Annotated in this window: 21 protein-coding genes; 11 read left to right on the forward strand and 10 right to left on the reverse strand. The window is 53.1% G+C overall.

Annotated features, from left to right (window positions below; translation table 11 throughout):
* The first annotated feature begins 34 nt into the window (after window positions 1-34).
* The 3 genes from ACA373_RS21925 (at window position 35) to ACA373_RS21935 (ending at window position 3,353) form a co-directional block, all read left to right on the forward strand.
* Window positions 35-604, forward strand: a complete 570-nt coding sequence (locus tag ACA373_RS21925; protein WP_253461413.1) for a C40 family peptidase — start codon at window positions 35-37, stop codon at window positions 602-604.
* A 644-nt stretch (window positions 605-1,248) separates the two neighbouring features.
* A complete protein-coding gene (locus ACA373_RS21930; protein ID WP_370735143.1) occupies window positions 1,249-2,511 on the forward strand; it encodes a DUF1479 domain-containing protein in 1,263 nt (420 codons plus the stop codon).
* 92 nt (window positions 2,512-2,603) lie between these two features.
* The gene (locus tag ACA373_RS21935; RefSeq protein ID WP_370735144.1) at window positions 2,604-3,353 is read left to right on the forward strand and encodes a DNA-binding transcriptional regulator YciT; all 750 of its coding nucleotides are present in this window, start codon (window positions 2,604-2,606) and stop codon (window positions 3,351-3,353) included.
* Between the two features lie 335 nt (window positions 3,354-3,688).
* On the opposite strand, the gene ACA373_RS21940 is transcribed toward ACA373_RS21935, so the two are convergent.
* Both ACA373_RS21940 and ACA373_RS21945 read right to left on the reverse strand, forming a co-directional pair.
* Complete coding sequence (locus tag ACA373_RS21940) at window positions 3,689-4,672, reverse strand: Rpn family recombination-promoting nuclease/putative transposase (RefSeq protein WP_370735145.1); 984 nt, start codon at window positions 4,670-4,672, stop codon at window positions 3,689-3,691.
* A gap of 353 nt (window positions 4,673-5,025) precedes the next feature.
* Window positions 5,026-6,051, reverse strand: a complete 1,026-nt coding sequence (locus ACA373_RS21945; protein WP_253461405.1) for a tyrosine-type recombinase/integrase — start codon at window positions 6,049-6,051, stop codon at window positions 5,026-5,028.
* Window positions 6,052-7,434: 1,383 nt separating this feature from the next.
* Here ACA373_RS21945 and ACA373_RS21950 point away from each other — a divergent pair.
* Together ACA373_RS21950 and ACA373_RS21955 are read left to right on the forward strand one after the other, a co-directional pair.
* The gene (locus tag ACA373_RS21950; RefSeq protein ID WP_370735146.1) at window positions 7,435-8,115 is read left to right on the forward strand and encodes a haloacid dehalogenase type II; all 681 of its coding nucleotides are present in this window, start codon (window positions 7,435-7,437) and stop codon (window positions 8,113-8,115) included.
* A 660-nt stretch (window positions 8,116-8,775) separates the two neighbouring features.
* Window positions 8,776-10,287: a bifunctional diguanylate cyclase/phosphodiesterase gene (locus ACA373_RS21955; protein ID WP_301731053.1), complete on the forward strand. Its 1,512-nt coding sequence runs from the start codon at window positions 8,776-8,778 to the stop codon at window positions 10,285-10,287.
* 240 nt (window positions 10,288-10,527) lie between these two features.
* Here the strand turns inward: ACA373_RS21955 and ACA373_RS21960 are convergent, their stop codons facing one another.
* Together ACA373_RS21960 and ACA373_RS21965 are read right to left on the reverse strand one after the other, a co-directional pair.
* Complete coding sequence (locus ACA373_RS21960) at window positions 10,528-10,752, reverse strand: hypothetical protein (RefSeq protein ID WP_301253013.1); 225 nt, start codon at window positions 10,750-10,752, stop codon at window positions 10,528-10,530.
* A gap of 426 nt (window positions 10,753-11,178) precedes the next feature.
* Window positions 11,179-12,090 carry a LysR family transcriptional regulator gene (locus tag ACA373_RS21965; RefSeq protein WP_253461397.1) on the reverse strand — a complete coding sequence of 304 codons (912 nt, stop codon included), beginning with the start codon at window positions 12,088-12,090 and terminating at the stop codon, window positions 11,179-11,181.
* Window positions 12,091-12,184: 94 nt separating this feature from the next.
* On the opposite strand from ACA373_RS21965, the gene ACA373_RS21970 reads away from it, so the two are divergent.
* Window positions 12,185-12,673, forward strand: a complete 489-nt coding sequence (locus ACA373_RS21970) for a GNAT family N-acetyltransferase (RefSeq protein ID WP_301253010.1) — start codon at window positions 12,185-12,187, stop codon at window positions 12,671-12,673.
* 171 nt (window positions 12,674-12,844) lie between these two features.
* On the opposite strand, the gene ACA373_RS21975 is transcribed toward ACA373_RS21970, so the two are convergent.
* The 4 genes from ACA373_RS21975 to ACA373_RS21990 are packed head-to-tail and all read right to left on the reverse strand — an operon-like array spanning window position 12,845 to window position 17,624.
* Window positions 12,845-13,666 carry an alpha/beta fold hydrolase gene (locus ACA373_RS21975; protein WP_301253008.1) on the reverse strand — a complete coding sequence of 274 codons (822 nt, stop codon included), beginning with the start codon at window positions 13,664-13,666 and terminating at the stop codon, window positions 12,845-12,847.
* 37 nt (window positions 13,667-13,703) lie between these two features.
* Window positions 13,704-15,332: an MFS transporter gene (locus ACA373_RS21980; protein WP_301253007.1), complete on the reverse strand. Its 1,629-nt coding sequence runs from the start codon at window positions 15,330-15,332 to the stop codon at window positions 13,704-13,706.
* Window positions 15,319-15,744 carry a DoxX family protein gene (locus ACA373_RS21985; RefSeq protein WP_369896913.1) on the reverse strand — a complete coding sequence of 142 codons (426 nt, stop codon included), beginning with the start codon at window positions 15,742-15,744 and terminating at the stop codon, window positions 15,319-15,321. Before ACA373_RS21985 ends, ACA373_RS21980 begins: the two co-directional genes overlap by 14 nt.
* Before the next feature lie 2 nt (window positions 15,745-15,746).
* On the reverse strand, window positions 15,747-17,624 hold the full coding sequence (locus tag ACA373_RS21990; protein ID WP_253461389.1) for an amidohydrolase: 1,878 nt from the start codon (window positions 17,622-17,624) through the stop codon (window positions 15,747-15,749).
* A 303-nt stretch (window positions 17,625-17,927) separates the two neighbouring features.
* Between ACA373_RS21990 and ACA373_RS21995 the strand changes: the two genes are divergently transcribed.
* From ACA373_RS21995 to ACA373_RS22015, 5 genes are read left to right on the forward strand one after another with little or no spacing between them, the layout of a single operon-like run.
* Window positions 17,928-18,620 (forward strand): hydrolase, encoded by a 693-nt coding sequence (locus ACA373_RS21995; RefSeq protein WP_253461387.1) that lies wholly within the window; start codon window positions 17,928-17,930, stop codon window positions 18,618-18,620.
* A 54-nt stretch (window positions 18,621-18,674) separates the two neighbouring features.
* Window positions 18,675-18,926: a DUF1427 family protein gene (locus tag ACA373_RS22000; RefSeq protein WP_253461385.1), complete on the forward strand. Its 252-nt coding sequence runs from the start codon at window positions 18,675-18,677 to the stop codon at window positions 18,924-18,926.
* A 1-nt stretch (window position 18,927) separates the two neighbouring features.
* Window positions 18,928-19,173, forward strand: a complete 246-nt coding sequence (locus ACA373_RS22005) for a DUF1427 family protein (RefSeq protein ID WP_253461383.1) — start codon at window positions 18,928-18,930, stop codon at window positions 19,171-19,173.
* 52 nt (window positions 19,174-19,225) lie between these two features.
* Window positions 19,226-19,612: a response regulator gene (locus ACA373_RS22010; RefSeq protein WP_253461381.1), complete on the forward strand. Its 387-nt coding sequence runs from the start codon at window positions 19,226-19,228 to the stop codon at window positions 19,610-19,612.
* Between the two features lie 2 nt (window positions 19,613-19,614).
* Window positions 19,615-25,170, forward strand: coding sequence for an AAA family ATPase (locus ACA373_RS22015; RefSeq protein ID WP_370735149.1), 5,556 nt, complete (start codon window positions 19,615-19,617; stop codon window positions 25,168-25,170).
* 52 nt (window positions 25,171-25,222) lie between these two features.
* On the opposite strand, the gene ACA373_RS22020 is transcribed toward ACA373_RS22015, so the two are convergent.
* Together ACA373_RS22020 and ACA373_RS22025 are read right to left on the reverse strand one after the other, a co-directional pair.
* Window positions 25,223-25,837: a response regulator transcription factor gene (locus ACA373_RS22020; protein ID WP_301253003.1), complete on the reverse strand. Its 615-nt coding sequence runs from the start codon at window positions 25,835-25,837 to the stop codon at window positions 25,223-25,225.
* A 730-nt stretch (window positions 25,838-26,567) separates the two neighbouring features.
* Window positions 26,568-26,788, reverse strand: a 221-nt coding sequence (locus ACA373_RS22025) for a hypothetical protein (protein ID WP_370735147.1), incomplete at its 5' end; no start/stop codon positions are given.

Consider the following 26,788-nt stretch of genomic DNA (forward strand, 5'->3'; position numbering starts at 1 on the left):
TCAGGGCTAAAATTCAGGATCCGGACAGGAAAAGATGCCACCATTACTCCCCCTTCGCACGATAACGGTTTTGGCGCTGATGATTGTGGCGGGCTGTTCTTCCCATAAGCCCGATGAAGCGAACGATAATAGTCCCGATACCACCCATCGCGCTGGCGAACCCGATCTTATTCCGGTTATCGCGGCATTACATGACCAGATGTACGCATGGGAAGGGACGCCTTACCAGTGGGGCGGTACGGAACTCTCCGGCGTGGACTGTTCGGGCTTTGTCTGGCGAACCCTTAAAGACCGGTTCAATTTACCCATGAAGCGAGTCACCACCAGCCAGCTGATCCATATGGGAAAACGTATCCAGCCCGATCGTTTGCAGCCTGGCGACCTGGTCTTTTTCCGTATTAACCGCCAGATGCACGTAGGCTTTTATGATACGGACCGGCATTTCCTTCACGCTTCGGCCAGCCGTGGCGTAATGCGATCGTCACTGGATAACGTTTACTGGAAATCGGTATTTCTGGAAGCGCGCAGGCTGCCGAACGAACACGGTGCCCGGATATCATTTAATTATGATGAAGACGATAAGAACGTTCTGGCTAAAAATTAACGCCGGTTCTGGATTTGCAATATATAAGCCTTCGGGCCAGGAAAAATATTTACAGGATCATAGCGTGGGCTGCCAGGACCACGCTGTGACACAGATTTTTCCTGACAGACTTCTTTATGCTGAGCAGTACAAACCGTCGAAAATATTTGTTTAATCTTCTCCGCACCTGCCGATGTTACAGACAATGGCTCCCCCTCGCTCTCCCTCCCGGCTGAAGATCCTTTAAACCTCCGCGCCTTCCACTGGCTGTCATCTGACAACACCGCACTGGTAAGAGATAATAAATGGGCACCAGCCTGATAAGGAAATAATGGGTCAGTTTCCAGAACCAGACTTATCAACTGATGAATTTTCTTCGTAGCTTCCCCGATCCATGCTTATGACAGCGCGTTCATTTATGCCTCCGCTTACGGGCCTTTCGGCCGTGCACAACAGTGAAAAATGCTCTTAAAACACGGCCGATAACCCTTCTTTATTACTGACTACCCTTCATCCAAATGCCCTTGCGCTGTTTTTAAGCCCTTTAATGTGATCTCCATCAGACTTTCATTGTTAAACAGATGTTGAATACTGGTCCTTTATTGTGAATGAAGGTTATATTTGTTTCACTCGAAACAAAGATGGCGAAAGCAGCGGAGAGCACCATGGACACCAGCTTCACTTCAGTCGATCAACCAGAAGACGCTAAGCAAAATATACGCCTGATGAAAAAGGCGCTCAGGGAAGAAATTGGCGATGTGGAAGGATTATTCGAACAGGTAAGAGCGAAGATTGTCGGCGAGCTCAAGGCGGCACGTACCGAAGAACAGCAGCAGGGCTCCGCATGGCCGGAAGTCAGCCTGCAAGAGATTGCCGCAGGACGTGTTTCGGAAGAGACCAAGAATTATATTCGCCGCAGGGGGTGTGTGGTGGTCAGGCAAACTTTCAACCGTGAGCAGGCGCTGGGATGGGATAAATCGATGCTCGACTACCTGGACGCCAACGATTTCGATGGCGTGTACCAGGGGCTTGGTGACAACTTTTTCGGTAGCCTCGACGCTTCACGCCCTGAAATCTACCCTGTTTACTGGTCTCCGGCTCAGATGGAAGCGCGGCAGAGCGACGCCATGGCGCAAACTCAGGCTTTCCTGAACCGGCTCTGGAAATTCGAATCGGCAGGTATACGCTGGTTTGAGCCTGATGTGAACATCATCTATCCCGACCGCATACGACGTCGTCTGCCGGGCACAACCTCAAAAGGGCTGGGTGCGCATACAGATTCAGGCGCGCTGGAGCGGTGGTTGCTTCCTGCTTATCAAAAAGTGTTCCGCAAAATTTTCTCGAACCGTTTTAATGAATACGATCCGTGGGACGCAGCCTGGCGTACCGATGTTTATGAGTATCAGGCCGGCACCACAACAAAATGTTCGGCATTTCGTACCTTTCAGGGCTGGACGGCGCTTTCTGATATGCAGGTCGGGCAGGGGCTGCTGCATGTCGTGCCGGTACCCGAAGCAATGGCTTATTTGCTGTTGCGCCCGCTACTGAAAGATGTCCCGGAGGAGGAGCTGTGCGGCGTTGCGCCCGGGAAAGTGCTGCCGGTGTCGGAAAAATGGCATCCTGAACTGATTCAGGGATTGTGCTCAATACCTTCACTCCAGGCAGGGGATTCAGTCTGGTGGCATTGTGATGTTATTCATTCCGTTGCCCCGGTAGAAAATCAGCAGGGCTGGGGAAATGTAATGTATATCCCGGCCGCGCCTCTCTGTGACAAGAACGCCGTCTGCGCGGCCGCCGTTGCCCAGGCGCTGGCATCAGGCGAATCGCCCGCCGATTTTCCACAGGAAGATTATGAAGTCACCTGGAAAGGTCGCTTCACCTCTGAAAAGCTGAACGCGAACGGGCGCCGCAGTCTCGGACTGGAATGAGACCCTTGCCGACCCGCTTTCGGCGGATCGGCAGCATTTGTAGCGGCCTGTCTTTCTGGTAAGCTTGCTAAAAAAGCTTACCGGCAGGCACCATGAACGTACGTCATCAGAATATTATTCAGCTCGTCAGTGAACGCGGCAGCGTCAGCGTCAGCGAACTTTCTCAAATCACTGGTGTTTCCGAGGTAACGGTACGTCAGGATCTGAACGTGCTGGAAAAAGGCGGTTTTCTGCGTCGCGTGCACGGATCGGCCGTTGCGCCTGAAAGTGATGATGTGGGCGCAAGGATGCGCACCCGCTATGCCGTCAAGAAACGTCTCGCAGAGCATGCGGCTTCACTGGTGAATGCCGGAGAGGCGGTTTTCATTGAGGGAGGCAGTACCAACGCGCTGCTGGCCAGGGAGCTGAGTGAAAGACGGGACATTACCATTATTACGGTCAGCCACTATATTGCCGGATTGCTCAGGGAGACGGGTGGGGAGGTTATTATTCTTGGCGGCCTGTATCAAAAAAGCAGCGAATCCGTGGTAGGGCCGCTGACCCGACTTTGTATCCAGCACCTCAACTTCCATAAGGTCTTTATCGGCATAGATGGCTGGGACGCGTTGACCGGTTTTACCGGTCGTAATATGCTGCGCTGCGATGTCGTTAACGCCCTGATGGCTAAAAACACCCATACTATTGCGCTGACCGACTCGTCGAAATTTGGTCAGATCCATCCGTATCCGCTCGCCCCTGAACACCCTTTTAGTCACGTCATCACCGATACTGATTTACCCGATACCTGCAAAGAAATTCTTCAGGCGCAGGGGCTGCGTCTGGATATTCTTGGTCCCGTCTGAGCCTGGGTTTATCGACAGGCAGCGCCGTTTTCTCTCGCGATATATTGCAACGCTATAAGAGGTTTAGTAAGGGCGGATTGGGCTATACAAACCTACGTGCCCGTTTGGATTTGGTCATTGGGAAAATCGGGTGCTGAAGGCAGGTATAGCATGCGGGATGTGTGGAATAATTTAAATCGAAAAGTGATTTCAGGTGCGGTTTCTGCATACTTTTCAATGCAATACGTCGGAGCCAGGTATAATAACGCGGCCTGGCGTATTGCACAGCCAGCCAACAGGGTACATTTTTTCGGTACCCGCAGCGATCGTAACCCTGGCCTAAGCACCTGCCACCATTAATGCCTGATCCGCGCCAGTTCTTCTTCGCCAAGACCGGTCATTTTCATCACGGTGTTACGATCGAGGCCGTTTTGCAGCATAGTGCGGGCTACTTCAAGCTTTCCTTCTAGCTTGCCTTCGAGCTTTCCTTCAAGCTTGCCTTCATATCTGCCTTCCTGTCGGCCGAGCTGAATACCTTCGGCCCGCCCTTTTTCAATGCCTTTCTGTTCAAGCTGTTGCGCGATGGTCATCAGTGCATCCTCATGTTTCGGCACCCGTTGTGCCAGTTCACGTACAAAGGCCTCTGCGTCTGAAGTTTCGCCTGCCTGTATAAGGTAGTTTATCAGCGATGCCAGCTGCTGTCCTGTAACATGTTCCTTCAGCAGAAGCGTCGCCAGCCGATCCAGCAGCTCGGCCAGATCGCGTTGGTGGATATGTTTTTGCAGCAGCGTCAGGGCCGCCATACTGCGGTGCTCCATGATCTCGTCGTCAGGTATAACCGTAACGTCGACGAGGGGGAAATGACCGCTATAGAGCTTTTCAGCCTGTACCGGATCGGCAAATTCATCCAGCCAGCGCGTGGAGTAAGGATAGGGGCTGCGCCGGCCGGTATAGAATAAAACCGGGATCACCAGCGGCAGCTTTTTATGACCGGCGTCCAGATGGCGCTGCATAGCCGCTATTGCATAGCGGAAAAGCCGGAAGGCCATGTGCTTGTCCGGTGTGGACTGATGCTCAATCAAAACATGCACATAGGCGTCACCTGCAGCTGTTTTCAGACTGTAAAGCACATCGCTAAAATAGGGGCGCAGATTTTCCTCAATAAAACTCCCGGACTCCAGTTTTAGCGTGTTGAAATCGCAAACGGCCTGCAGTTCTGACGGCAGATGCAGCTGCATAAAATCCCGCGCGGTATCGGGATGGGTCAGGAACTGTTTGAATGCCAGGTCGTGTGGCGTTGGAGAGGTTTTCTTTCCGCCCTTTGCTTTTTTATCAGACATAATTGTTTTTACTGCATGCGTGGTGAACGGACTGGCTGCACATTGACCGTAAAGCTTTCATCAGCCCCCTCCCTTATTTGATTGGAAAATCCCTGTTAATTAACCGGTTGTATAGTACAACCGCCTCCTGGCTGGTACAACAGCAGGCTTAAAAGGCGGTAGCTCAAACTCTTTGTCGGGCTGGGCCATCCACAGGGATTACTGTAAATAATCGACCGCTGGCATAAAACCATACTTTTCTGTGCACAGGCTATCCACTTTTTCTGTGGATAAAATGCCTGTCAGGATTGGACCGCTAACGGGCATTTTATGCGCCAGCGTCAGGGGGGCGGCGCAACTGCATAGCGGGCAAATCAGGGTTTCTTCTCCATTAAATCCACCATGGCTCCCTGATGAGCATCAACGTTACGGATATAGCGCATCAACGTTTCCGGTTTTTTCCAGGTTCCTTCCTGCATTATTTGCGCCACGGCATAGCCCTGTTTCGCCATATCCTGCGCTGCACCGACGCGGGCGCTATGGCCGCTCCAGCCGCCATAGCGGTTTTTGTTCAGCTTCGCTGATTTTGAATGCCCTGACGTTCGCCAGGCATGGGCGAAAATAGTTTCAAAAGAGGGGGTGCTGAGCGGCCGCTCGGCGATCATTACCGCTTTATTAGAACGATGAACCGGACAGAACAGGAAAGCATCCGGTTCTGCGGCCAACCCCGCAGCCGCAATCCATTCCATCAGCCGCTGGGTAGAAAGATTGCTGAGTGCCTTAATCAGTCCGCCCGTCTGTACGATAGTTTTTGTCCAGGCCACATCAAGAATAATGCGTCCGTCATCGGCAAAGGTGACGTCGCGGACCCGAAGGCGGGAGAGTTCGCTGACGCGCAACAGCGTATTATACGCAACATGAAGGAAAGCCAGATTGCGTTTCTCCCTCAGTAAAGAGGAATTAAACCACAGGCTATCAAGCTTCATCAGGTCAGCGAGTCGGAAAGGGATCGCCTGACCGGTACGCTCGCCGCCTACGACAGCCACGCGGTTAATCTTTTTGATAGTACGGAAAACGATCGGCGAAGTATTTGGTGGCGTCAATCCGGCGTTACGGTGTAACATCGAAATCAGTGAAGCATGAGTAGCAATCGTCGAAGAAGCTCGCCCGGTCAGCTGTAGGAAATTAAGATAATCGCGAAGATCGGCGTCGGTCATAGGCAAAAAGGTGCGTGCATTCTCCCTGGCCCAGCGATAGCAGACACGCATCACGCTAAGTAGCTGCCGCCAGGTATTGGATGAAAAGGCATCTTTGTCCTGCACAAACTCCTTTAGCCGTGCTGCAATATCTTCATCGGCGGTAAGGGCCGATACCATACCGTTGGCTATGATTTCACCCATTTTCGTCTGATAATCTCCTCAATTTTTTCCGATCGCGCTACGTGAATTCTGCATGAGTAAGAGGGGCTAATCCCCTAATAATTTACGTAGCGATGCCAGTTTACAGGCTGCATTTCAATCACGTATGCCGGGAGATACACAGTCGCTTTTTGCTGTGAACCCGCCTGAAAAAGCATACCTGCTTCCGGGCCTGATGTCCTGACTTTATATAAGTCCCATTATATAAAGTCATTAATTTACGGCTGAATGCGGCTGAAAGGTTAAAAATCACCCAAGGTGGTAACGGTTGGTTAAAACAGGCGCTACCGCTGATAGCCTGTTGCCGTTAATGCCGGAGCCGGTTTTTCCCACAATAGTCATTCGTTGGGCTAAAGCAGGATAGCCATTGGTACAGAGGACTCATGATAAGGATGATTAAAAAATCTGATTTTTTCAGAATAAGCTTAGCTTTGATAAGGTAATGTATCGCTTTCCCAGTGCATCTTATTATAAAGATGATGCCAGTTTGCATCGGTTGCTAAGTATAAAAAGGCTTCGCCATTATTTTTTGTGAACGATCTCAATTTTTGTGACATGATTATCATCCCATTCCTCTGTATACCTGGACAGGTTTTTATAAACAGGAATAGTCAGGTCGGCAAGAAAATCGTCTTTTCTAAAAACTACCCTTTAATTTTATTTTTTTTTAACTTTATAAAAAAATAACATCATGAATTATTTGATTTTTTATCTATGAAAATGAGATGTTGCTATCCTGATGTTTTTCTGCCACCATCAGAGTGAACGAGCTTTATTTAATTACCTTTTGTATACGCTGGTGCCCGCCAGAATGCAGATTAACAGATTGATTATCCTGGCCGACAAAGTAATTATAGGTTTCAATTTCATGATTTGGATTTGAATGGAGGTAATAGCGCTTTACCCTCTGCTCTTGATTCCACCATGCTGGCAATGCCGTTAACTAACGGATTTATAATCCCGTTATCTGTCAGCGCATTCCTGTAAATATCAACAGTCGGCGTTGCTTTTTTTGAGCAGCCGATAACAGGTAAAATAAGAAATTTTAAATGCCTGTAAATAATAAATCTCTATGGCGATTTACATAAAACCATTGTATTCAGGATGTCCGATTTTCTGAACAAACAGGAAAGGATAATCACGTCCATAGGTATTAACGCTTTCTTCGTTCAGATGTAATTTTCCAAATAAAAATAACTACAATATAATTTATAAACACATCCTTAATATATGTTTAGTGAAAATTGGAAGGGTGACTTATATTTTTAAGCGGAAAGAGATTCCTGTCAACCGATACAATACTTCCAAAATATTGCCATCACGCAATCTGCATCTACACTTAACCTTTAATCAGAGGGGGAAATAATGTGCAATAAGATAATAGTTTTTGATGTCAATGAAACGCTTCTGGATACAGGGGCGCTGAACCCCATTTTTAAAAGGGTATTTGGTGACGAACGAATTTTGCGCCAATGGTTCTCTGAATTAATCATTTATTCCCAGTCGCTTACTCTCAGCGGCAGTTACATGCCCTTTGGCGAGCTTGCTGTAGCCGTGTTGCAAATGGTGGCTGAGATAAGAGGTACCATACTTTCAGAGCAAGACATAAATGAATTTCGGCAGCGTCTGGCGACGCTTCCTGCTCACCCGGATGCGTTGCCCGCGCTGGAAATGCTGCGGGCAGCCGGATTTCGTCTGGTGACGCTCACCAATTCATCCACTCAGGCTGGCCAGAAGGTACTGGAACAATCGGGCCTTGCTCACTTTTTTGAAAAGCAGTTCTCGGTTGAAGAGGTCAAACGTTTCAAACCGGCCACGGAGAATTACACCAGCGTGGCACAGAGGCTCGGCGTGAATGCCGATTTGTTGCGGCTTGTCGCTGCGCATACCTGGGATATCCTGGGCGCAACAGCCTGCGGCTGGAAAGGTGCACTGGTTGCTCGTCCGGGCAATGCGGTATTACGCGTTGGCAAACAGCCTGATATTGTTGAAAAAGATCTTATCGCCGTTGCTCATCGCATCATCATTATTGATAGGCCAGAGTAAATGGCATTGGCCGCTTAAGCGTGGGATCCGTAATCTGGCCTGAAAATGGATTGCGGATTTCAGGGCCTGAACAAGAATTAAATATGCCCTTAGGTGAAGTAAGATAAGTTTTTCTAAAATCACCTGGTAATAGGGTGGCCTTTGCTTTTTATTTTATCGACATTTTAAAGGTAAATCTAAGCAGTCTCTTGAGTTATAAATCATAATCATTATAACTCTGTGCGGATTACATCAGCATATTTCTCCGATCGCCTTCTCGGGGCCTGAAAAAGAAACCGAAAAAGTCGTCGGTAGCGGTTATTTTCTTCACGACAATAGCCTGACTTTTTCTATGGCCGTTTCGCCTGATAAGGCAAATTTACAGCACCAATCTGCAATAGTGAATAAAATTTACCGACATGGCCTGTTAATTTGGCAAATTCTGCCGATATAGGATTGGGTTTCTTTTATCGCACCTGGCAAAGGATGGGCAGGGCGTCTGCAACTTGCCAGAGGTAAATACTTATTCCAATAGATTTATTTCATTATAAATAACATGATTTTCGGCATGCCATCAATATTATGCAGAATTAAATTGCGTTTTTTAGTGATAACTACTGAATATACAACTAATTATATTGCCGGGGTCCTCGGATGCACCTGAAACTTTTATGGTTAGCAATGCTTAATATTGTAACCATATTTTTGCTTTCCACCTTATGGGAGTACGGACTTGAGGCGCAGATTTCCGTGCTGCTCGGTCTGGGCTATAGCGCCGATTTTGAAACCAGCGAAAGGCTCAGGTTTATCCTGACGTCCTCTGCCTTTGCTCTGCTGGCCATGATCATTCCTGGCCTGCTGATCGGCAGGCTCATACGCAAAATGCTTGCCGCTGAAAAAAATGCCCTTCGGCTGGCCGATACCGATGAGCTGACCGGCGTGGGTAACCGGAGAGCATTCAGCGCTCGTATTGCCCAGCTTGAAGCGGTCGGGCAGCCTTATTTTCTGACATTACTCGACATCAACGACTTTAAAAGCATCAACGACCTGAACGGGCATCATCAGGGGGATGCCACGCTGATTTCTCTGGCAGGCCTGCTGGCAGAAGCTGCCGGCCCGGAAACCCATGTATTCCGCATCGGCGGTGATGAATTTGCTATGACTTCAGGGGGCGGGCAGCCTGAAGAGGCGGTCAGAACTGCTGCAACCCTCCGTCAGCGCGCTGCGGAGATCCGGACCGGGCCTGATACCATGTTGGGCCTGTCGGTAGGCGTAGCCTGCTCAACCTGTAGCGGAAGCTCTGGCGTGGTGCGGGCGGCGGACCTGGCCATGTACGAAGCTAAACGGGACAAAACGCTGCATCTGGTCCATTTCTCACCGGATATGGAGCAACGATTTCTCCAGAGGGAAAAGCTCGAGCACGACGTTACCGAGGCTATCAAAAGCCATACCATCGTCCCTTTTTTGCAGCCTATTGTCTCCCTGCAAACGGGCCGCATTACCGGATTCGAGATCCTGGCGCGCTGGATACCCGGCCCCGGTAAGGTTATTGCACCTGCGGTGTTTATTCCCGTAGTGGAAAAGCTGGGCCTGATGGACACTCTGACTGTTGAACTGCTGCAGGCCGTCGTTCGCATCACCCCAGGCTGGCCGGCAGGTCTGCATCTGTCTTTGAATATCACGCCTGAGCAGCTGCTCAACCCGGTGCTGACGGACCGCCTGTCCGGCATTATGCGGCAAGCGGCACTGGTACAGCTGGAGCTGGAGGTGACGGAGCAGAACGTGATGACCATTTCAGAAGAGGCCAGACGAGCTATTCGTGCCCTGCGGGACGACGGTATTGGCGTGGTGCTGGATGATTTCGGCACTGGTTACTCCAATATGTCGGTTCTGCTGGGCCTTGGTATTACCCGGATCAAGATTGACCGCTCGTTTATCTCCACCGTTGTGAGCGTTTCGCAGCAGCAAAAGGTAGTGGAAACCCTGCTGGCGCTGTGTCAGGAGCTGAAGGTAACGGTGACGGCAGAAGGAATTGAAGACGCTATTACTCTCGAGTGGCTGCAAAAACGACGCTGTGATTACGGCCAGGGCTATCTTTTCAGCCGGCCCGTACCGGCAGATCGGGCCGCCGCTCTGCTTACCACAGCGAGTGTTCAGGCATGTTTTACCGATAAGCTGATATCTGCGCCATAAGACGCGCTTACCCCCAGAGCGGGCGGCCTTTTCCCTGACGCCCTGGTTCGAAAAGAAGGCGGTCTGGCTGCTGTGTCAAAGCAGCTCTGACAGATAGCCGTCAGCATTAGCTAACTACGCGTCGGTTCGGATGTCATTGGCATTACCCGTTGCCTGAAAGCGACGGATAATGCCACCGCTGTGGCGCGGTTGTTATGCGATCGCCGCCGAATGGCGAAAAACATCTGATCGGCCTGGCTGTTATTTCTGCTCCTGCTTGCTGTTTGCCTCTTTTTCTTTTTCTTTCTTTTTAGCCATATGATGGCCAACCGCACAGCCTGCTGCTGCACCAGCTACGCCATGATGGGCAACGTGGCCTGCCACGCCTCCGGCAGCGGCTCCTTTCAGGCACCCTTTTGCATCAGCCTGTGAACTCATAACCAAAAGCATTCCGGCAGTGATGGCGATTACAGATAATTTTTTCATAATATTTTTCCTGGAGTAAGTGGAGGAAGCCTGAACGCTTCTGAGCATAGTCAATCCGCGCACGCCGCGTCGTCAAAATGCATAAATCTAAAACTTGCTTACCTGCCGTTACGCTTTTGCGCAGCAAACAAAACCGGATTGACGTTGTTTTATGCGCATGGCTTAATTATTCGTCTATCTGCGTAGAAAACCCGGGTGCCCTCTAAATAAAGAGAAGCAAAAAAAAACGGCCGGTGTTTTACGGTGGATAGTAATAAAAATCAGGCCGTTTTTCCTGTAATACACTATTCCCCAGGTTTATTGCTGGAATGAAAACCCTTACCTTGCTACTAACTCCGCCGCCTCGGGGAAAAAGATATCAGAGCAGGCTCTTAAAATTAAGTCAGGGTAATGCTAAACCATCAACCTCGTATGGAAGGTTTTAAGCTATTTTTTCTCTTTTATGCTTTGCAAAATAACTTTTTTAAGCCAGTCGGTAGATGATTTTTTACCGCTTCGTTTGTGAGAATATATTTTTACCGTAAAAGGAGGCGCATAAAAAGGTAAGGGAAAGGTTTTAATACTGGCCAGCTCGGCAATCTTGCTGGCTACAAAGGCAGGAATGGCCATCAACAGATCGCTCTCAGCAATAATATGTGGCGAAGCAAGCATCGATGGCGTTCTCAGGGAGATCCTGCGTTCCAGCCCCAGACGCGCGAGGTGTGCATCCAGTAAACCTTTCTTCTCATTCCACGGGGTGACCACTACGTGCCCTGCTGACAGGTACTCCTCCAGCGTCATGCTGAGTCGATTAATATTACTGATAACGACAAACTCATCGCTAAATAAATCAACCTCCTCTAAATCCTGATGTTTACCCTCATTCGCTTCGCTGAAACTCAACGCGAGGTCAATTTCGCCTGCCAGCAGTTCCTTTAGCGCTGGGTTATATGGCAAATGGCACAACTCGAAAGTAATGTCCGGCGCCATTTTTTCTGTTTCCTTCATTAACCCGGGAAATATGCAAAAGGCGGTGTAATCCGTCACGGCAATTCTGAACGTTTCCGTGCTTGCAAGCGGATCGAAGGGCTGTAACGGGCTGAGGTGTTGATTGAGCGTGGATAACGATCCCGCTATATAAGGCGCCAGCTGGCAGGCAAATACGCTGGGGCACATCTTATGCCCCTCACGATAAAATAGCGGGTCCTTAAGAAATTCACGCAGGCGCGTCAAAGCATGGCTCAGCGCTGAAGTGCTCATGGCAAGTTCGGCGGCGGCAAGCCTGACCGAGCGGTGTCGGTAAACAGCATCGAAAACCGGCAACAGGTTGAGATCAAGACGCCGTAGTACATGATGCATGAAATTCACCTGCCATTGATTTTATTGCACTTATTTCATCGAACAATACCGATTATCCTTGCAGGCAGCAAACTATATTGGTGAGAGAAAGTTTATGAGCGTTATTATTCGGCAGGCCGGTCCGGAAGATATGGATGCTATCTGTAATATGATAAATGGCTTATCCGTTTACCGCGAAAGCCCGCCGGAGGCTATGCCAGATGTTGACGAAATCCGAACGTTCCTGTTTTCTGCCGATACCGCAGCGGAGGCCTATCTCTGCGAGATTGAGGGGGATATTGCCGGCTATGCGGTTATCTCGTTGGGCTATTCAACCTGGCCCGGTCGCTACAGCCTTAACGTGGAAGACCTCTATTCGACTCCTGATTACCGGGGACGAGGCGCAGGAAAAGCCATGTTGCAGTATATCGCTCAGCTGGCCGTTAGCCGCCGCTGTAACCGGATTGAATGGAACGTTCTGGAGTGGGATAAGTCAGCCAAAGATTTCTACCGCAGTATTGATGCGCTTCCTCTGAGCGAATGGGTTCGATACCGGCTTGACGGCCCGGCCCTGGAGAGATTCGCTTCGCAGGAAGCTCTCTGAGCCAGCGCGAGGCCGACTTTGAACGTTATTGCAGGTGATTTCCTTCCGGATGTGCCGGTTTCCGACTGCAGGTCTGCAGCTGCCCGTGCAAGAGAAGCACGAAGCAAAAAACCGGCTGAAAAGCCGGTCTGTGCTCCTGTATAAGCCTAAAACCAAGGCCTTACGCTGTCCTTAAAGGGATTTCAGGAATGCCAGAAGATCCACGTTCAGCTGGTCGGAATGGGTGACTGCAAAGCCATGCGGCGCATTGTCATACACTTTCAGCTGCGCGCCTGTAATCATCTCCGCGGCAAGCTTGCCGGTTGATTCAAACGGCACCACCTGATCGTTACTGCCATGAATAACCAGCGCGGGCACGTCGATTTTCGCCATATCCGGACGGAAGTCGGTGGTGGAAAATGCCTTAACGCAGTCCAGCGTGCCCTTGAGCGAAGCCAGCAGCGCAATATTCAGCGTCTGGGTCAGTACGCCTTCTGAAACCGTCTGGCCGGCATTAGTGCCGTAAAACGGTACGGCAAAATCACTGATGAACTGCGCGCGATCCTGGCGCAATCCCGCCAGGATGCCGGCAAAAACGGACTGGTCGACGCCCTGCGGGAAATCATCGGACTTACCGAAGGCGGGCGTTACCGCGCCAAGCAGCACCAGGCCATCCACGCGCGCGGTGCCGTAGTTGTTGATATAACGCGCAACGTCGCCACCGCCCATCGAAAAGCCGACCAGCGTCACCTTCTGCAAATCAAGGCTGGTGATGAGCTCGTTGATATCCGAGGCGAAAGTATCGTAATCGTAGCCGGTCCACGGCTGATCCGAACGGCCAAAGCCGCGGCGATCGAAAGCGATGACGCGATAGCCGTTTTCAGCCAGAAAGTTCAGCTGGTTGTCCCACATATCCGCGTCCAGCGGCCAGCCGTGACTGAACAGCACCGGCTTACCCTTGCCCCAGTCTTTAAAGTAAATTTGCGTACCGTCAGCAGTTTTAATCGTGCTCATTGTCTTTTCCTTGCGATGTTGAATGAAAAAGCAGCGGTTATTCAGGCGCAATCAGATACCGTACAACGGGCGTCTGTTCGGCCTGGTGAAATGCGTAAACACGGCTCTGAATTTTGCGATCGTTCATGGTGTAGCGCTCAAGCTGCCGCAGTTGCTCCATCCAGGATCCGACCACAAAGGTTTCAACGAAAATGCCGGGCTGGAAGATATCTTCATAAAGCGCCCAGTTTATGGCGCCGCCGCGACGGCGAACGCGCCTCATGTCCTGCATACAGACCGTAAACGCGTGCGCGTCTTCTGCGCGGATCTGATATTCGTAGCTCACCCTGACCGGCCCGCGATCGTGATGAATGTTCAGCGTCGGAACCGGCTCGCTGAGCTCGCTGACGTCCAGATTCAGATCCGGATCCTTATCCAGTCGCCAGCGCAGCACGGTAAGGCTGGCCAGCACCATCCCCAGCATTGCGGTGCACAGCGAAAGCGGAATGCCGTAGCGCGAAGCCAGCTGCCCCCAGACCGCGCTGCCCACGGTCATCGAGCCAAAGAACACGGTCAGATAAACAGCCAGCGCACGCGCTTTAACCCATCTTGCCGCACTGCGCTGCGCCCCCAGATTCAGGGTGGAGAGCACGGTGATCCAGGCAAAGCCGGTAAAGAACTCAAAGGCGTTGAGCAGCCAGAAATGGCGGATAAACGCCAGCGCCAGCAGGGTCATGGCAAACAGCAGGCTGGCCAGCACCATCAGCCGATCGGCGCTGAAATGCTTGCGCAGGCGAGGCAGCAGCACCGCCCCGCAGATGGCGCCTACGCCGATAAAGGCCAGCATAATGCCGTAGCCGCCGGGTCCCAGACCGAGTTCGCGACGGGCAACCAGCGGCAGCAAAGCCCAACCGGCGCTGCCAAACACAAAAAACGCCACGGTGCGGACCAGCACGTTACGCAGCACCGGCGCAGCATGCACGTAGCGCAGGCCCGCGCGCACCGCCGAAAAGAAATGCTCCGGCGGCAGGCGCTGCACGTTGGGGGATTCTTTCCAGCGGTAAAGCACCCAGGCGACGCCCAGCACGGAGAGGGCGTTGAGCAGGAACACCATCCACGGCCCCGCAAAAGACAGGATCAGCCCGCCGAGCGCCGGGCCGATGGCGCGGCTGATGTTAATACCCAGCGAGTTCAGCGCGATAGCCGGCCCCAGCTCCGCCTTTTTCACCAGATCCGGCACGATGGCCTGAAAAGGCGGCGAACTCATGGCGGCGCCCATGCTCATCAGGAAGGCGGCGATCAGCAGCACCAGTGGGGTGACGTGCCCTGTAAACGAAAGCACTGTCAGACCCGCTGCCGCGATGAATACCCAGAGCTGAGAAAACAGCAGGTATTTACGGCGATCGATAATGTCGGCCAGCACGCCGGAAGGCAGCGCGAACAGGAACATAGGCAGGCTGCTTGCCGCCTGAACCAGCGCCACGCTCAGCGGATCGGCGCTGAGCGTCAGCATAGTCCAGTTGACGCCCACATCGTTCATCCATGAGCCAATATTGGAGACAACCGTGGCGAGCCACAGCATGCGAAACACCGGCTGACGCAGCGGCTGCCAGGGGGACGCGATCGCCGGAGCGGGAGCGATCTCCTCGCTCCCGGTCACATCGTTAATATCGTTAACCTGCGCCATAACGTACCTCTCTTCGCGTACCGCCACCGAGCCGCCACCGTCCCGGGCCGGTTATGGCCAGCGTGGTGAAGATAATCAACAGCAGCCAGCCAAACTGACCTTCCACCATGCTCCAGTCAGGATGAACAAACACCATGGCGACCAGCAGCACGCCGATAACGGACAGGCAGGCTGGGAGTGTGAATACGCCGGCCAGGATAAATAGCGGGCAAATCACTTCGGCAAAAATAGCCGGCAGCAGGCTCATATAAGGACCGAGGCCAAAGGGATCCTCGATACGCGTCAGTTCTTCGCTGAAATGGAATACCTTTGGCAGGCCGTGTACATACAGCAACAGCAGGCAGCCGGTAAGGCGCAGGAAGAACAGCCCCGCATCGATGCGGGGCGGCTGAGAAAATAAAGGTTTCATCATTATCAGAACGCAAAGCAGCTGCAGCCGAGCGCCCCCCAGAAGGCGTTTTCCTCGGATACCGGCAGGTTAGCGCCACGGGCGATACCGTGCGAGTGGCTGTGCACGCCGCACGGGCCGCTGCACTGATGAGGCATCTGCTGCATTCCCACACGCGCTGTCGTGGCTGGCGGCGCGCTGCGATAGTGGCCCGGCACCTTTACCACCGGCGACCATTCGGGCAATACCGGTATCGACGGCGGCGCTTCGCTGCTGAAAGCGCCGGCAGCGTAAACGATTTTGCCATCGACTACGGTCAGTACCGACTCAATGCCCTTGATCTCTTCATCCGGCACGCTGAAGTAATCCTTGCTCAGTACCACCAGGTCGGCCAGCTGGCCGGCTTTGATCTGGCCTTTTTTATTCTGTTCGTTAGAAAACCAGGCGCTGCCCTGTGTCCACAACATTAACGCGGTGTCGCGATCCAGCCGGGCATTGACGTCATACATCTGCATCCCGCCCACGGTGCGGCCAGAGACCAGCCAGTAGAGCGCGGTCCAGGGGTTATAGCTGGCGACGCGCGTGGCGTCGGTGCCAAGACCGACCGGCACGCCGGTTTCCAGCATGCGCGCCACCGGCGGCGTATGCCGGGTAGCCTCGATGCCGTAACGTTCGGCAAAGTATTCTCCCTGGAACGCCATGCGATGCTGTACCGCGATACCGCCGCCCAGCTCCTTAATACGGTCAATATTGCGTTGGGTGACGGTTTCGGCATGGTCGAAGAACCAGTGCAGGCCATTAAACGGAATGTCGCGGTTGACCTTCTCGAAGACGTCCAGCATGCGGCCGATCGACTCGTCATAGGTGGCATGCAGGCGGAACGGCCAGCGGTGCTCCACCAGATGACGAACCACGCGCTCCAGCTCATCCTCCATGCCCGGCGCCAGATCCGGACGCGGCTCCAGGAAGTCTTCGAAGTCGGCCGCAGAGAAAACCAGCATTTCACCCGCGCCGTTGTGGCGGAAATAGTCGCTGCCCTGGCCCGGCGTAAGCATGTCCGTCCACTTTTCAAAATCCTCCAGCTCGTGTCCCGGACGCTGAGTGAAAAGGTTATAGGCGATGCGAATGGTCATCTGCTGCTTCTCATGCAGCTCGGCGATCACTGCATAATCTTCCGGATAGTTCTGGAAACCGCCGCCCGCATCGATAGCGCTGGTGAGGCCAAGCCGGTTCAGCTCACGCATAAACTGGCGGGTTGAGTTTACCTGCTGCTCTAAAGGCAGCTTTGGCCCTTTTGCCAGCGTGGCGTAAAGGATCATGGCGTTAGGGCGGGCGATCAGCATCCCTGTCGGGTTACCGTTGCTGTCGCGTTGGATCTCACCGCCCGGCGGGTTCGGCGTCTCTTTGGTATAGCCCACGACTTTTAGCGCGGCGCGGTTGAGCAGCGCGCGGTCATACAGGTGCAGAACGAATACCGGCGTATCGGGCGCCGCTTCGTTAATTTCATCCAGCGTTGGCATGCGGCGCTCGGCAAACTGGAACTCGGTCCAGCCGCCTATTACGCGTACCCACTGAGGCGACGGCGTGCGCAGCGCCTGCTCTTTAAGCATACGAAGCGCGTCAAAAACGGAAGGCACGCCTTCCCAACGCAGCTCAAGGTTGTAGTTCAGGCCGCCGCGGATCAGGTGCAGATGCGAGTCGTTCAGGCCCGGCACGGCAACGTGGCCCTTCAGGTCGATGACTTTGGTGCCTTCGCAGTGATGCTGCATGACTTCCGCCAGGCTGCCTGCTTCCAGAAACTTACCGTCGCGGATGGCCACGGCATCGGCAACAGGATTTTCGCGATCGACGGTGTGAAATCGGCCGTTAGTGAGAATGACGTCGGCTTTACCAAGGGTAACCATAAAAGCTCCTGAATGAGAGTGCCGAAGCGGCGGTAACCACTGCGGACAGAGAATTTTCCTGCCGTAAAGCAGGCTGGTGGGATGGCTGGATTATGTTCAGGAGGCCAGGAGAGCGTCTAGTTATACAAAGGGATAAGTATACGTTCGTATAGTTATACCTATAGATAATAGTTTGAAAATAAAAAGGTTCTTACACTGCGAGCAGACAGTTACCCGGCGTAACGACGGCATTTGATAACGTTTTCAGGGCCGTTGATTAACCGCCGTATTTCCTTCGGAACACTCACCTCAATGGGCCAAAACATGACTAACCGTAAACTTGAAGTACTGACGCCGCAGAACTGCCAGATTATCTTTATCGACCAGCAGCCCCAGATGGCCTTTGGCGTCCAGTCGATCGATCGTCAGGTGCTGAAAAACAACGTCGTTGCGCTGGCTAAAGCGGCCAAAGTTTTCAACATTCCGACCGTACTGACCACCGTTGAGACCGAAAGCTTCTCCGGCCATACCTTCCCGGAACTGCTGGACGCGCTGCCGGGCCAGGACATTCTTGAGCGCACCTCAATGAACTCATGGGATGACCAGAAAGTTCGTGATGCGCTGGCGGCCAACGGCAAGCAGAAGATTGTGGTTTCCGGCCTGTGGACCGAAGTCTGTAACAACACTTTTGCGCTGTGCGCCATGCTGGAAGGCGATTACGAAATTTATATGGTGGCTGATGCCTCCGGCGGCACCACTAAAGAAGCGCACGACTATGCGATGCAGCGCATGATCCAGGCTGGCGTGATCCCGGTGACCTGGCAGCAGGTGATGCTGGAGTGGCAGCGTGACTGGGCGCACAAAGACACTTACAACGCCGTTATGGACATTGCCAAAGAGCATTCAGGCGCTTACGGCATCGGCGTCGACTACGCCTACACCATGGTGCACAAAGCGCCTTCTCGTCAGAAGAGCGAGCACCGTACCCTGGCGCCAGTACACGCACCGGTACGTTAATCGATCCGGCTGGCCCCTTACCGGGCTGGCCGGCTATCCTGGAAAGGAGGATCTGTGAGTCCTTTAATCATTTCTCTGGGCGCGGGCGCGCTGATCGGGCTGGTTTATTCGCTGCTCAAAGTCCGCTCTCCTGCTCCGCCTGCCGTGGCGCTTGTCGGGTTGTTGGGCATGGTCATCGGCAGCACGCTGGGCGGAAAGCTGCTGAACAATGTACCAATAGCCCGGGCACCCTCTGGCTTACACATCCAGGCCGTCACCGAGAAAAGCCCGGTATCGCCATCCCTTATCGCAAAACAGGCAGGCTGATATGTTAAAGACCTATTCTGTTTCGCTGGCGGTCGGCGTTCTGGCAGGCGTTATTTACGCCGTTCTGGACGTCAGCTCTCCGGCGCCGCCGTTCGTTGCGCTGGCAGGCCTGGCAGGCATGCAGATCGGCGAACATATTATCCCGTTGATAAAACGTCTGCTTAGCCGTCAGCCCGTTAACCTGCGCTGGTTTCGCCATGAGTATCACCATAAAATTGGCGACAACCCACCGTCTTCGGGCGACTAAACCTTCCAGGGAAGCGCCTCACCAAGGTCTTAGCTTTATAAAGGAACATAGCATGCAGCTGCCGCAGCGCATCGTCGTCGTCGATGATGAACGTTCTGTCCGCAATGGCCTGACCAACCTGCTTCAGTCTGAAGGTTATCTTACCGATGCCTTCGAGTCGGCAGAATCTCTTCTTGGCGATGAAGCAGCGATGGCGACTGCCGCGCTTTTTATTATCGATGTGCAACTGCAGGGCATGGATGGTTTTGAGCTTTTTATCAATCTTACCCGGCGGCTGGAAAAGCCGCCGGGTATTATCATTTCCGGCAGCGGCGATGAAAACATGCTGCGGTATGCGGTTCATCTGGGCGCCATCGCGTTTTTGCCAAAGCCCATCGAAATTGATACGTTGTTTGAACATATCCGTCAGGAGTTCTCCTCAAAGGCTGCCCCTCAATGAGTATGGATCCGCAGGAGTTGAATGCCGCAGAAAGCGATGAAGTGATGCTGTCAGAGGATATTGCTTTTAGCCAGCTGGCGCAGGAGGGCAATATCGACTGGCTTTTGTGCCGACACGCCACCACCGGCGAAACCTTTGTGCTGGCCACGGCAGCCAGTGAAGAGGCGGTTTTCCACGTCACACAGCTGCTTAAAAACGAGTATGCCCTTCGCGCCAGCCTGGCGGAAAGCTGGGCTTTGAAGCCCCAGCGGCATACCCTTTTTAAGGGCCGCTATGCGTTGATCTACAGGACGTTTAATTATCGTACCCTGGCGGATATGCTGTGTATGCCGCCCGGCGGCATTCCCGACTTTCTTGGCAGCGCCGCAATGCTCTGCCATACGCTGGGCAGCATGCATCAGCAGGGGCTGGTGCACGGCGACATCAAGCCGGCAAACTTTTTTTATAACGATAACGGAACCGTTTATCTTGGCGGGTTTGGGCTGTCATTCATCGACAACGATCTACTTCAGCATCCTCGTCTGCCGGTGGCAGGTGGAACGCTGGCGTACATGTCCCCGGAACACACTTCCCGCTCTGCCCATCCCGTCAGTCGGGTAAGCGACCTGTACAGTCTGGGGATCGTGCTTTATGAGTTGCTGACCGGCAGGCTGCCCTACGGCAGCGCTGAAGGCAGGCACGCCGAATGGGTGCATCACCATATTGCCTCGGAAGCGTTACCGCCCCACCTTATTCGTCCTGACGTCCCGCTTATTCTGTCATCAATTATTCTCAGGCTGCTGGCCAAATCGCCGGAATACCGTTATCAGACGGCTGAGGGCGTCCTCGCCGATCTCGGCCGGTGTGCGGCCACGCTGATGCCGGGCGGCATGATTGCATCTTTTACGCTCGGGCTACAAGATTCACAGCCGGCGGACTATTCACCCGATAGCCTGTGTACAGATCATCCGCAGGCAACCGATATTCTGGCGGCTTTTGATGAGGTCAGCAGCAGCGGCAAGCACAGTCTGGTGGCGATAAGCGGGGTGCCCGGCGCAGGGAAATCGTCGCTAATCGGATCTGCGCTGAAATTACTACGCCATAAGAAAGCGCTGCTTACCGTCGTGAAGGCAGACCAGCATTCGCCTGTCCTGCCTTATGCCGTTTTTACTGCCGCATTCAGGACGCTGACTCTCCATGTGCTGGGCCTTCCCACCCAGGAAATGACGCGCTGGAAAACCCACATTACGCGCCTGCTGGGAGAATATGCCGGCCTGGCTGTTAACCTGGTTCCCGAGCTGGGCATCCTTCTCAACCAGAAAGCCGCCGTTCAGATGCACTCGCATCCCCTTGATGCAAAAGATCGCTTCAATCTTGTAGCCTGCAGCCTGGTCAAGGCGTTTACGGCTTCCGGGCGGCCGCTGGTCATGCTTATCGACGATGTGCACTGGGCCGATCGGGCTACGCTGCTCCTGTTACAGAATCTGCTGAGCTTAAGCGAAGATATTCCCCTGCTGCTGGTGATTACCTATCGTGACAGCGTCTCGCTGCCCTGTCCTACCATCGCCGGCAACCTGAATCGTATACGGGCCTGTGCGGTCCGCATTACCGATATCACGCCGGAACCGCTTTCCGAAAAAAACATCGCCGACTGGCTTGCGGGACTTTTTCATACCCGCAGCTCGGCAACAAGCGAACTGGCCCGGGTGATCCACGAAAAAACGGCCGGTAATCCGCTCGCTACCCGAGAATTTTTTCGTCAGGCCGTTCGGGACGGGCTGATTACCCATCATGCGCCATTAAAATGGAGCTGCGATCCGCAGGCCCTCAGAAACTGCCACTATACGGCGAACGTTGCAGCCAGCGTATTGCGGCATCTGACCTCGTTGCCGCTGCCGACCCGGCATCTTCTGGGCAGGCTGGCGTCGCTGGGCAGCGCTGGCGGGCTGGACGTGTTGAGCAGGATTATCACTGTTCCCGTTTCGGAAATAGAACGAACGCTTCTGCCGGCCGTCACGGCCCGGCTGATAACGCTGAATGAGGCAGGATATGCCTTTATGCATGACACCATGCACGAGGCGGCGCTTAATCTTCTGAACGATGAAGATAAAGACAGCTTCCATTGCGCTGCTGCGCTTTATTACATTCACGAATCCAGCCTTGATGTTACCAACGCTTTGCTTTTCCGGGCGGCGCATCATCTGCTTGCTGTCAAAACGCTTTCTCTTCTTACGCCAGATGCAGCGCGGTTCTGTCAGCTGCTGCTTAAAGCCGGCAGGCGCGCCAAAACCATGGGCGACTATATTTCAGCGCTGCGCTACCTGCAAACCGCTCGTTTGCTTAACCAGGGCGCGGGTAAGGCAGAAAGCGGCGAATTTTTGCTTGAAGAAGCGGAGTGTGAGTTCCTGAACGGTAATCTGCCAGCCGCGCTGAAATTAAGCGCGGCGATCCACGCTTCGCCTGGTGAAGTCGCGGACAAAGCGGAGGCCGCCTGCCTGATTGCCGAAATTCATATGCGCCAGTCGGACAGCAAGCTTGCGCTGGAAACGGCGCTCGCCTGGCTTGCGGTGTTTGGCATCCAGCTGAACCGCAACCCGGCTCAGGAAGAGTGTGATGAAGCAAGGATCATCCTGAAGGAGGACGTAGGGAAAAATCCCTATACCCGTTTCCGTTCTCTGCCGCTGGTTACCTGCAAAAACACGGAAGCCGTGATGGATCTGCTGGCCAGCGCCAGCACCTTTGCCGCCTTCATTAATCCGCGGCTGCATTTTATAATCCTGTGCAGGCTGCTGCATTTGTCGATGGCGCACGGCCTGAGCGGAGCTTCGACGCTGGCCCTCTCCTGGTACGGAGTGGTGTGTGGCGATCGCTATGATGAATACAGTCGTGGCTTTGCCAGCACGCTTCTGGCGCGGGAGCTGGTCTATAAGCATGACTTCGTCAGTTTTAAAGCCCGTACGCTGCTGCCGCTGGATCAGGTCAGCGTCTGGACGATGCCGCTGACCTATGCCATTGAACGGGCAAAAGCCGCTTTCGACGTTGGGGTGGAAACGGGCGATCGCACATCTGCCTGCCTGGCGTTGCGCCATCTCATCATGAACTATCTTGCCCGCGGCGACCATCTTGACGGGGTGCATACGTCAATTACGCGCGGACTGCTGTTTGTCAGAAAGGCGCAGTATAAAGACGTTGAAGTGATCCTCGGGATGCAGCTGGACTACGTTCTTTTTCTGCGTAAGCCCAGGGACGGCCTCTTCACCGGTAATCATTTCGTCACGCCGGTGCTGGCGGTGGTTAAACCTGAAAATGCCGTTGAACCCATGTATCTGATGCAGTTCTGGTTGCGTCTTTATAAAGCGATGGCGCATTTTTTTGCGAACGAATACGCCGACGCACAACGGTGGTTTAAAGAGGCCGAGCCGTTTACCGCGCTGATCCCGGGGCATGTGCATATGCTCGATTTTCATCTTTACAGCGCGCTTTCGGTCACGATACCGCTCAGCTCCGGCTCTGTGACCGACGCGTTACGGCTACAGTTAGGGAAGCACCTCGACAGGATCGTGACATGGTCAAATGAAAACGCGAAAACGTTTTCAGACAAGGAGGCGCTGCTGCGCGCGGAGCTGCTTCGCCTTGAAGGTGAAACGGCGCGGGCATCGGAGCAGTTTGAACGAGCTATCACGCTGTCCCATGAGGGGCAATTTCATCATATCAACGGCCTTGCCTGCGAACTGGCCGCGCGTATGGCGTATGCCCGGGAGATGGCGTTTGCCGGTGATGCCTATATTAAAGGCGCCATGGCGGCCTGGGAGCATTGGGGAGCAGGCGCCAAAGTTCGCCAGCTGGAAGCGCAGTATCCGGCCCTCGCCAGCCACACGTCCCGGACTGCGCTGAGCACCGTATCTTTTGAGCAGAGTGCGGTCACAAGCGATTTGCAGAGCATGGTGACCGTAATGCGGGCCCTCACAGAAGAAATCAATCTGGATCGGCTTATCCATATCCTGATGATGATGCTGGTGGAGCGTGCCGGGGCGCAGCATTGCATGCTGATCCGCCTGATTGACGGCAATGTGCCCGAGATTCAGGCAAGAGCCTCCACGACCACGGAAGGGGTTAAGGTTAAAATCGTGCGGGAGCTGCCCGTAGCAACCGACCTTCCGCTTTCGGTGCTTTCTGCCGTGATCCGTACCGGCCAGGAAATCCGTACCGGTAAGCCAGAAGTGTTCAGCCCGTTCAGCCAGGATAACTATCTGGTGGCGTCCGGCGCGGCGGTCATGTGCGTACCGATGTTCAGACAGGCGCAGATGGTAGGCGTGCTTTATCTGGAAAATCGGTTAATGCCCGACGTGTTCACCGCCGATCACTCAAGGATCGTTGCCATGCTCGGGGCACAGGCTGCGGTATCGCTGGAAACGGCCCGTCTGTACGCTGAACTGGTCGATGAAAACATTCAGCGCCGCAAAATTGAAAAGCAGCTTCGCGCCAGCCAGACCTCGCTGATGCTCGGGGAAAAAATCAGCCATACCGGCACCTGGCACTGGCATCTGGAGCCCGATATCCAGTACATCTCTGATGAATATAAACGCATCATGGGGCTGCCTGCGGAGCAGGTCGCGACCTCCATGGCCGAGTTCCAGCGGCGCGTACATCCGGATGATATTGCCTGCCTCAGAGAGCTGATCGAAACCAGCGTGCGTGAAGGCGTTACCATGCAGGCAGAGTTTCGGATTGTCCGCGATGATGGGGAGTGCCGTTACATTAAAGGGATCGGCGAGCCGAATGAAAACTGGCCGGAAGTAGCGGAGTATTTCGGCACGCTTACGGATATTACCGCACAGCGCCAGTCAGAGGATGCGGTCAGGATCGCTCAGGCGGAACTGGCGCGCGTCGCACGCGCAACCACCGTTGGGCAACTAACCTCTTCTATCGCACATGAAATCAACCAGCCGCTGATGTCTATCGTGGCCAACGCCGGTGCCAGCCAGCGGTGGCTTAAACGCGACCCCGCTAATCTGGAAAACGCCAGCAAAAGCCTTGATGAAATCATCCGTGAAGGCCGCAGGGCCGGTGATATTATTCACGGTCTTCAGGCGCTCACGCGTAATCAGGTTGCAAAGTTTGCGCCAGCAAAAATGCATCGCCTTACGCGAGACATTATTGTTCTCTCCCGGCTCGAGCTTGAACGCCGTTTCGTCTCCCTGGAGCTGGATCTGACTGCCAGAAATGACGAGGTTTTTTGCGAGAGCGTACAAATTCAGCAGGTATTGCTTAACCTGGTTATCAACGCTATTGAAGCGATGGCCAATAATGCCGGCGCGCGTACTTTACGGATCGCCTCTTCCCATCCCGCCAGCGATCTTATCCGTATTGAGGTTGCCGATAACGGAATCGGCCTGTCTGAAGAAGTAACAGGAAAGATTTTCGATTCTTTTTACACCACGAAAGCGGAAGGAATGGGAATGGGGCTGACTATCAGCAAAGAGATAATTAAACGCCACGGAGGAGAGCTACGGGCGGAAAACCGCCTGGATGGCGGGTGTCTGTTCTGGTTTACCCTGCCGGTTGAGGGGGGTGTGTAAGCCTCAATATTCTCCCGCCCCGTGCGGGAGCGTCTTAAGAGGGCCGGGATGACTACATCTCCTGCAGCAGCCCCAGCTTTTCCGCCGTTCTGACAAGTTCTGAGACCGACCGGACTTTCATTTTCTCCATTACCCTGCGCTTATGCACTTTTGCCGTTATTTCACTGATGCCCATTTCCGCGGCAATCTGTTTATTCAGCAGCCCCAGAAGAACAAACTGCATCAGCTCTTTTTCACGGGGAGTAAGCGAAGCGTATCGACCGGTAATTTCCAGCTTTTCCTGGGAGATAACCGCGCTTTTTTCAGACAGCGCAAGCGCGTCAGCAACCACCCGCAGTAAATCGTCCGGCATAACGGGCTTGGTCAGGAATTCAAACGCGCCGGCCTTCATTGCCCTGACCGTGAGCGGAATAGTGCCGTAGCCGGTCAGGAAAATGGTGGGGATAACGTGGCCGCGAGCGTTAAGGTGCACGGAAACATCAAAACCGTCAAATCCGGGCATATTCAAATCCACTATCAGACAACAAGGCGTAGGATAATCTCTCTGCTCAAGGAAATCTGACGGGCGGGTAAAGGCCGAGATCAGATAGCCTTCCGACCTGAGAAGATTTTGCAGCGAGCTAATGACGGATTCATCGTCGTCGACAAGATAAATTGTTTTATCCATAAAGATCCATTTTGATTCTTACGAATTCTGTTTTTGCAGGCAATGCAACATAACATGAAATGATGAACCGTAGAATCAGCCTTACTTATAGTTCGTTTCGATTCAGGTTTTTCCTTATTGCCTGTCGCTACGCGGTGCATAAATGTAGCCGTAAAGTACATTGCTGTAGGGTTTACAGGCATTACTGCTTAATTCACTGCCACAGGCGGAAACGCTATTCGCTATAAGATGCGGTACGGCTGGTCGTCGCAATGGTGATGGGCAATCCTGAAAAAAGCCTGCCAGAGTAGCGTAATGAGATAATCCCGGTATGGCCTTGTTGGGCCTGACTACTGGTGCAACTGTCTCCAGCAGCGGAACGGGAACCATCACGGAAAGCGAACATGATGCTCATTTGCTATCTTTCCGAAATAGCAGAAATATTTAATGGCACAATACCAGAAAAAAACAGGCCAGCCGTAAGATACGCTGGCGTAATTTAACCCCGGCCTGACTGAACAGCAGGAACGGAAAATAACCATGAATTCTACAAATCGCTGATGGTATTTCCGTCCTGCTGGTACGTTCGAGGCCTGTTTAAAATCCTGTATCGTCACAAGTAGTTTTATTTTTAATGCCTTTTTCGCACCTGGTTTTGATATTAAAGGCGTAAAGAATTACCTCTGCCACCTCTTTTTGTTCATTGCATAAATTTTAACCGGAAGATAAAGCCCCGGACCCCGGGTAATAATTAAAAGGGCTCATGTGTTTTGCTGTCTTCTGCAATGCTGAAATCATGCTTCCAGAACCCATGGCTGCCGGCCAGGGCCTGAACAGTTTCATCTCTTTTAGCCGATGGCTGAGAAGCCCTGACGAGAAAATCCGTGAAGGGTTTTATATCTTCATTAAACGTCTTAATTGTGATCCCGCCAGTCCTGCATGTTCTGCAAAGAAGTTTATTCTCTGCCTGGC

It is taken from the genome of Erwinia sp. STN24, assembly GCF_041320675.1.
GTDB classification, from domain to species: domain Bacteria; phylum Pseudomonadota; class Gammaproteobacteria; order Enterobacterales; family Enterobacteriaceae; genus Erwinia; species Erwinia aeris.

Coding starts and splice junctions, on each gene's coding strand:
- ACA373_RS21925 (WP_253461413.1), top strand. CDS start 35: ATGCCACCATTACTCCCCCTTCGCACGATAACGGTTTTGGCGCTGATG.
- ACA373_RS21930 (WP_370735143.1), top strand. CDS start 1,249: ATGGACACCAGCTTCACTTCAGTCGATCAACCAGAAGACGCTAAGCAA.
- ACA373_RS21935 (WP_370735144.1), top strand. CDS start 2,604: ATGAACGTACGTCATCAGAATATTATTCAGCTCGTCAGTGAACGCGGC.
- ACA373_RS21940 (WP_370735145.1), bottom strand. CDS start 4,672: ATGTCTGATAAAAAAGCAAAGGGCGGAAAGAAAACCTCTCCAACGCCA.
- ACA373_RS21945 (WP_253461405.1), bottom strand. CDS start 6,051: ATGGGTGAAATCATAGCCAACGGTATGGTATCGGCCCTTACCGCCGAT.
- ACA373_RS21950 (WP_370735146.1), top strand. CDS start 7,435: ATGTGCAATAAGATAATAGTTTTTGATGTCAATGAAACGCTTCTGGAT.
- ACA373_RS21955 (WP_301731053.1), top strand. CDS start 8,776: ATGCTTAATATTGTAACCATATTTTTGCTTTCCACCTTATGGGAGTAC.
- ACA373_RS21960 (WP_301253013.1), bottom strand. CDS start 10,752: ATGAAAAAATTATCTGTAATCGCCATCACTGCCGGAATGCTTTTGGTT.
- ACA373_RS21965 (WP_253461397.1), bottom strand. CDS start 12,090: ATGCATCATGTACTACGGCGTCTTGATCTCAACCTGTTGCCGGTTTTC.
- ACA373_RS21970 (WP_301253010.1), top strand. CDS start 12,185: ATGAGCGTTATTATTCGGCAGGCCGGTCCGGAAGATATGGATGCTATC.
- ACA373_RS21975 (WP_301253008.1), bottom strand. CDS start 13,666: ATGAGCACGATTAAAACTGCTGACGGTACGCAAATTTACTTTAAAGAC.
- ACA373_RS21980 (WP_301253007.1), bottom strand. CDS start 15,332: ATGGCGCAGGTTAACGATATTAACGATGTGACCGGGAGCGAGGAGATC.
- ACA373_RS21985 (WP_369896913.1), bottom strand. CDS start 15,744: ATGATGAAACCTTTATTTTCTCAGCCGCCCCGCATCGATGCGGGGCTG.
- ACA373_RS21990 (WP_253461389.1), bottom strand. CDS start 17,624: ATGGTTACCCTTGGTAAAGCCGACGTCATTCTCACTAACGGCCGATTT.
- ACA373_RS21995 (WP_253461387.1), top strand. CDS start 17,928: ATGACTAACCGTAAACTTGAAGTACTGACGCCGCAGAACTGCCAGATT.
- ACA373_RS22005 (WP_253461383.1), top strand. CDS start 18,928: ATGTTAAAGACCTATTCTGTTTCGCTGGCGGTCGGCGTTCTGGCAGGC.
- ACA373_RS22010 (WP_253461381.1), top strand. CDS start 19,226: ATGCAGCTGCCGCAGCGCATCGTCGTCGTCGATGATGAACGTTCTGTC.
- ACA373_RS22015 (WP_370735149.1), top strand. CDS start 19,615: ATGGATCCGCAGGAGTTGAATGCCGCAGAAAGCGATGAAGTGATGCTG.
- ACA373_RS22020 (WP_301253003.1), bottom strand. CDS start 25,837: ATGGATAAAACAATTTATCTTGTCGACGACGATGAATCCGTCATTAGC.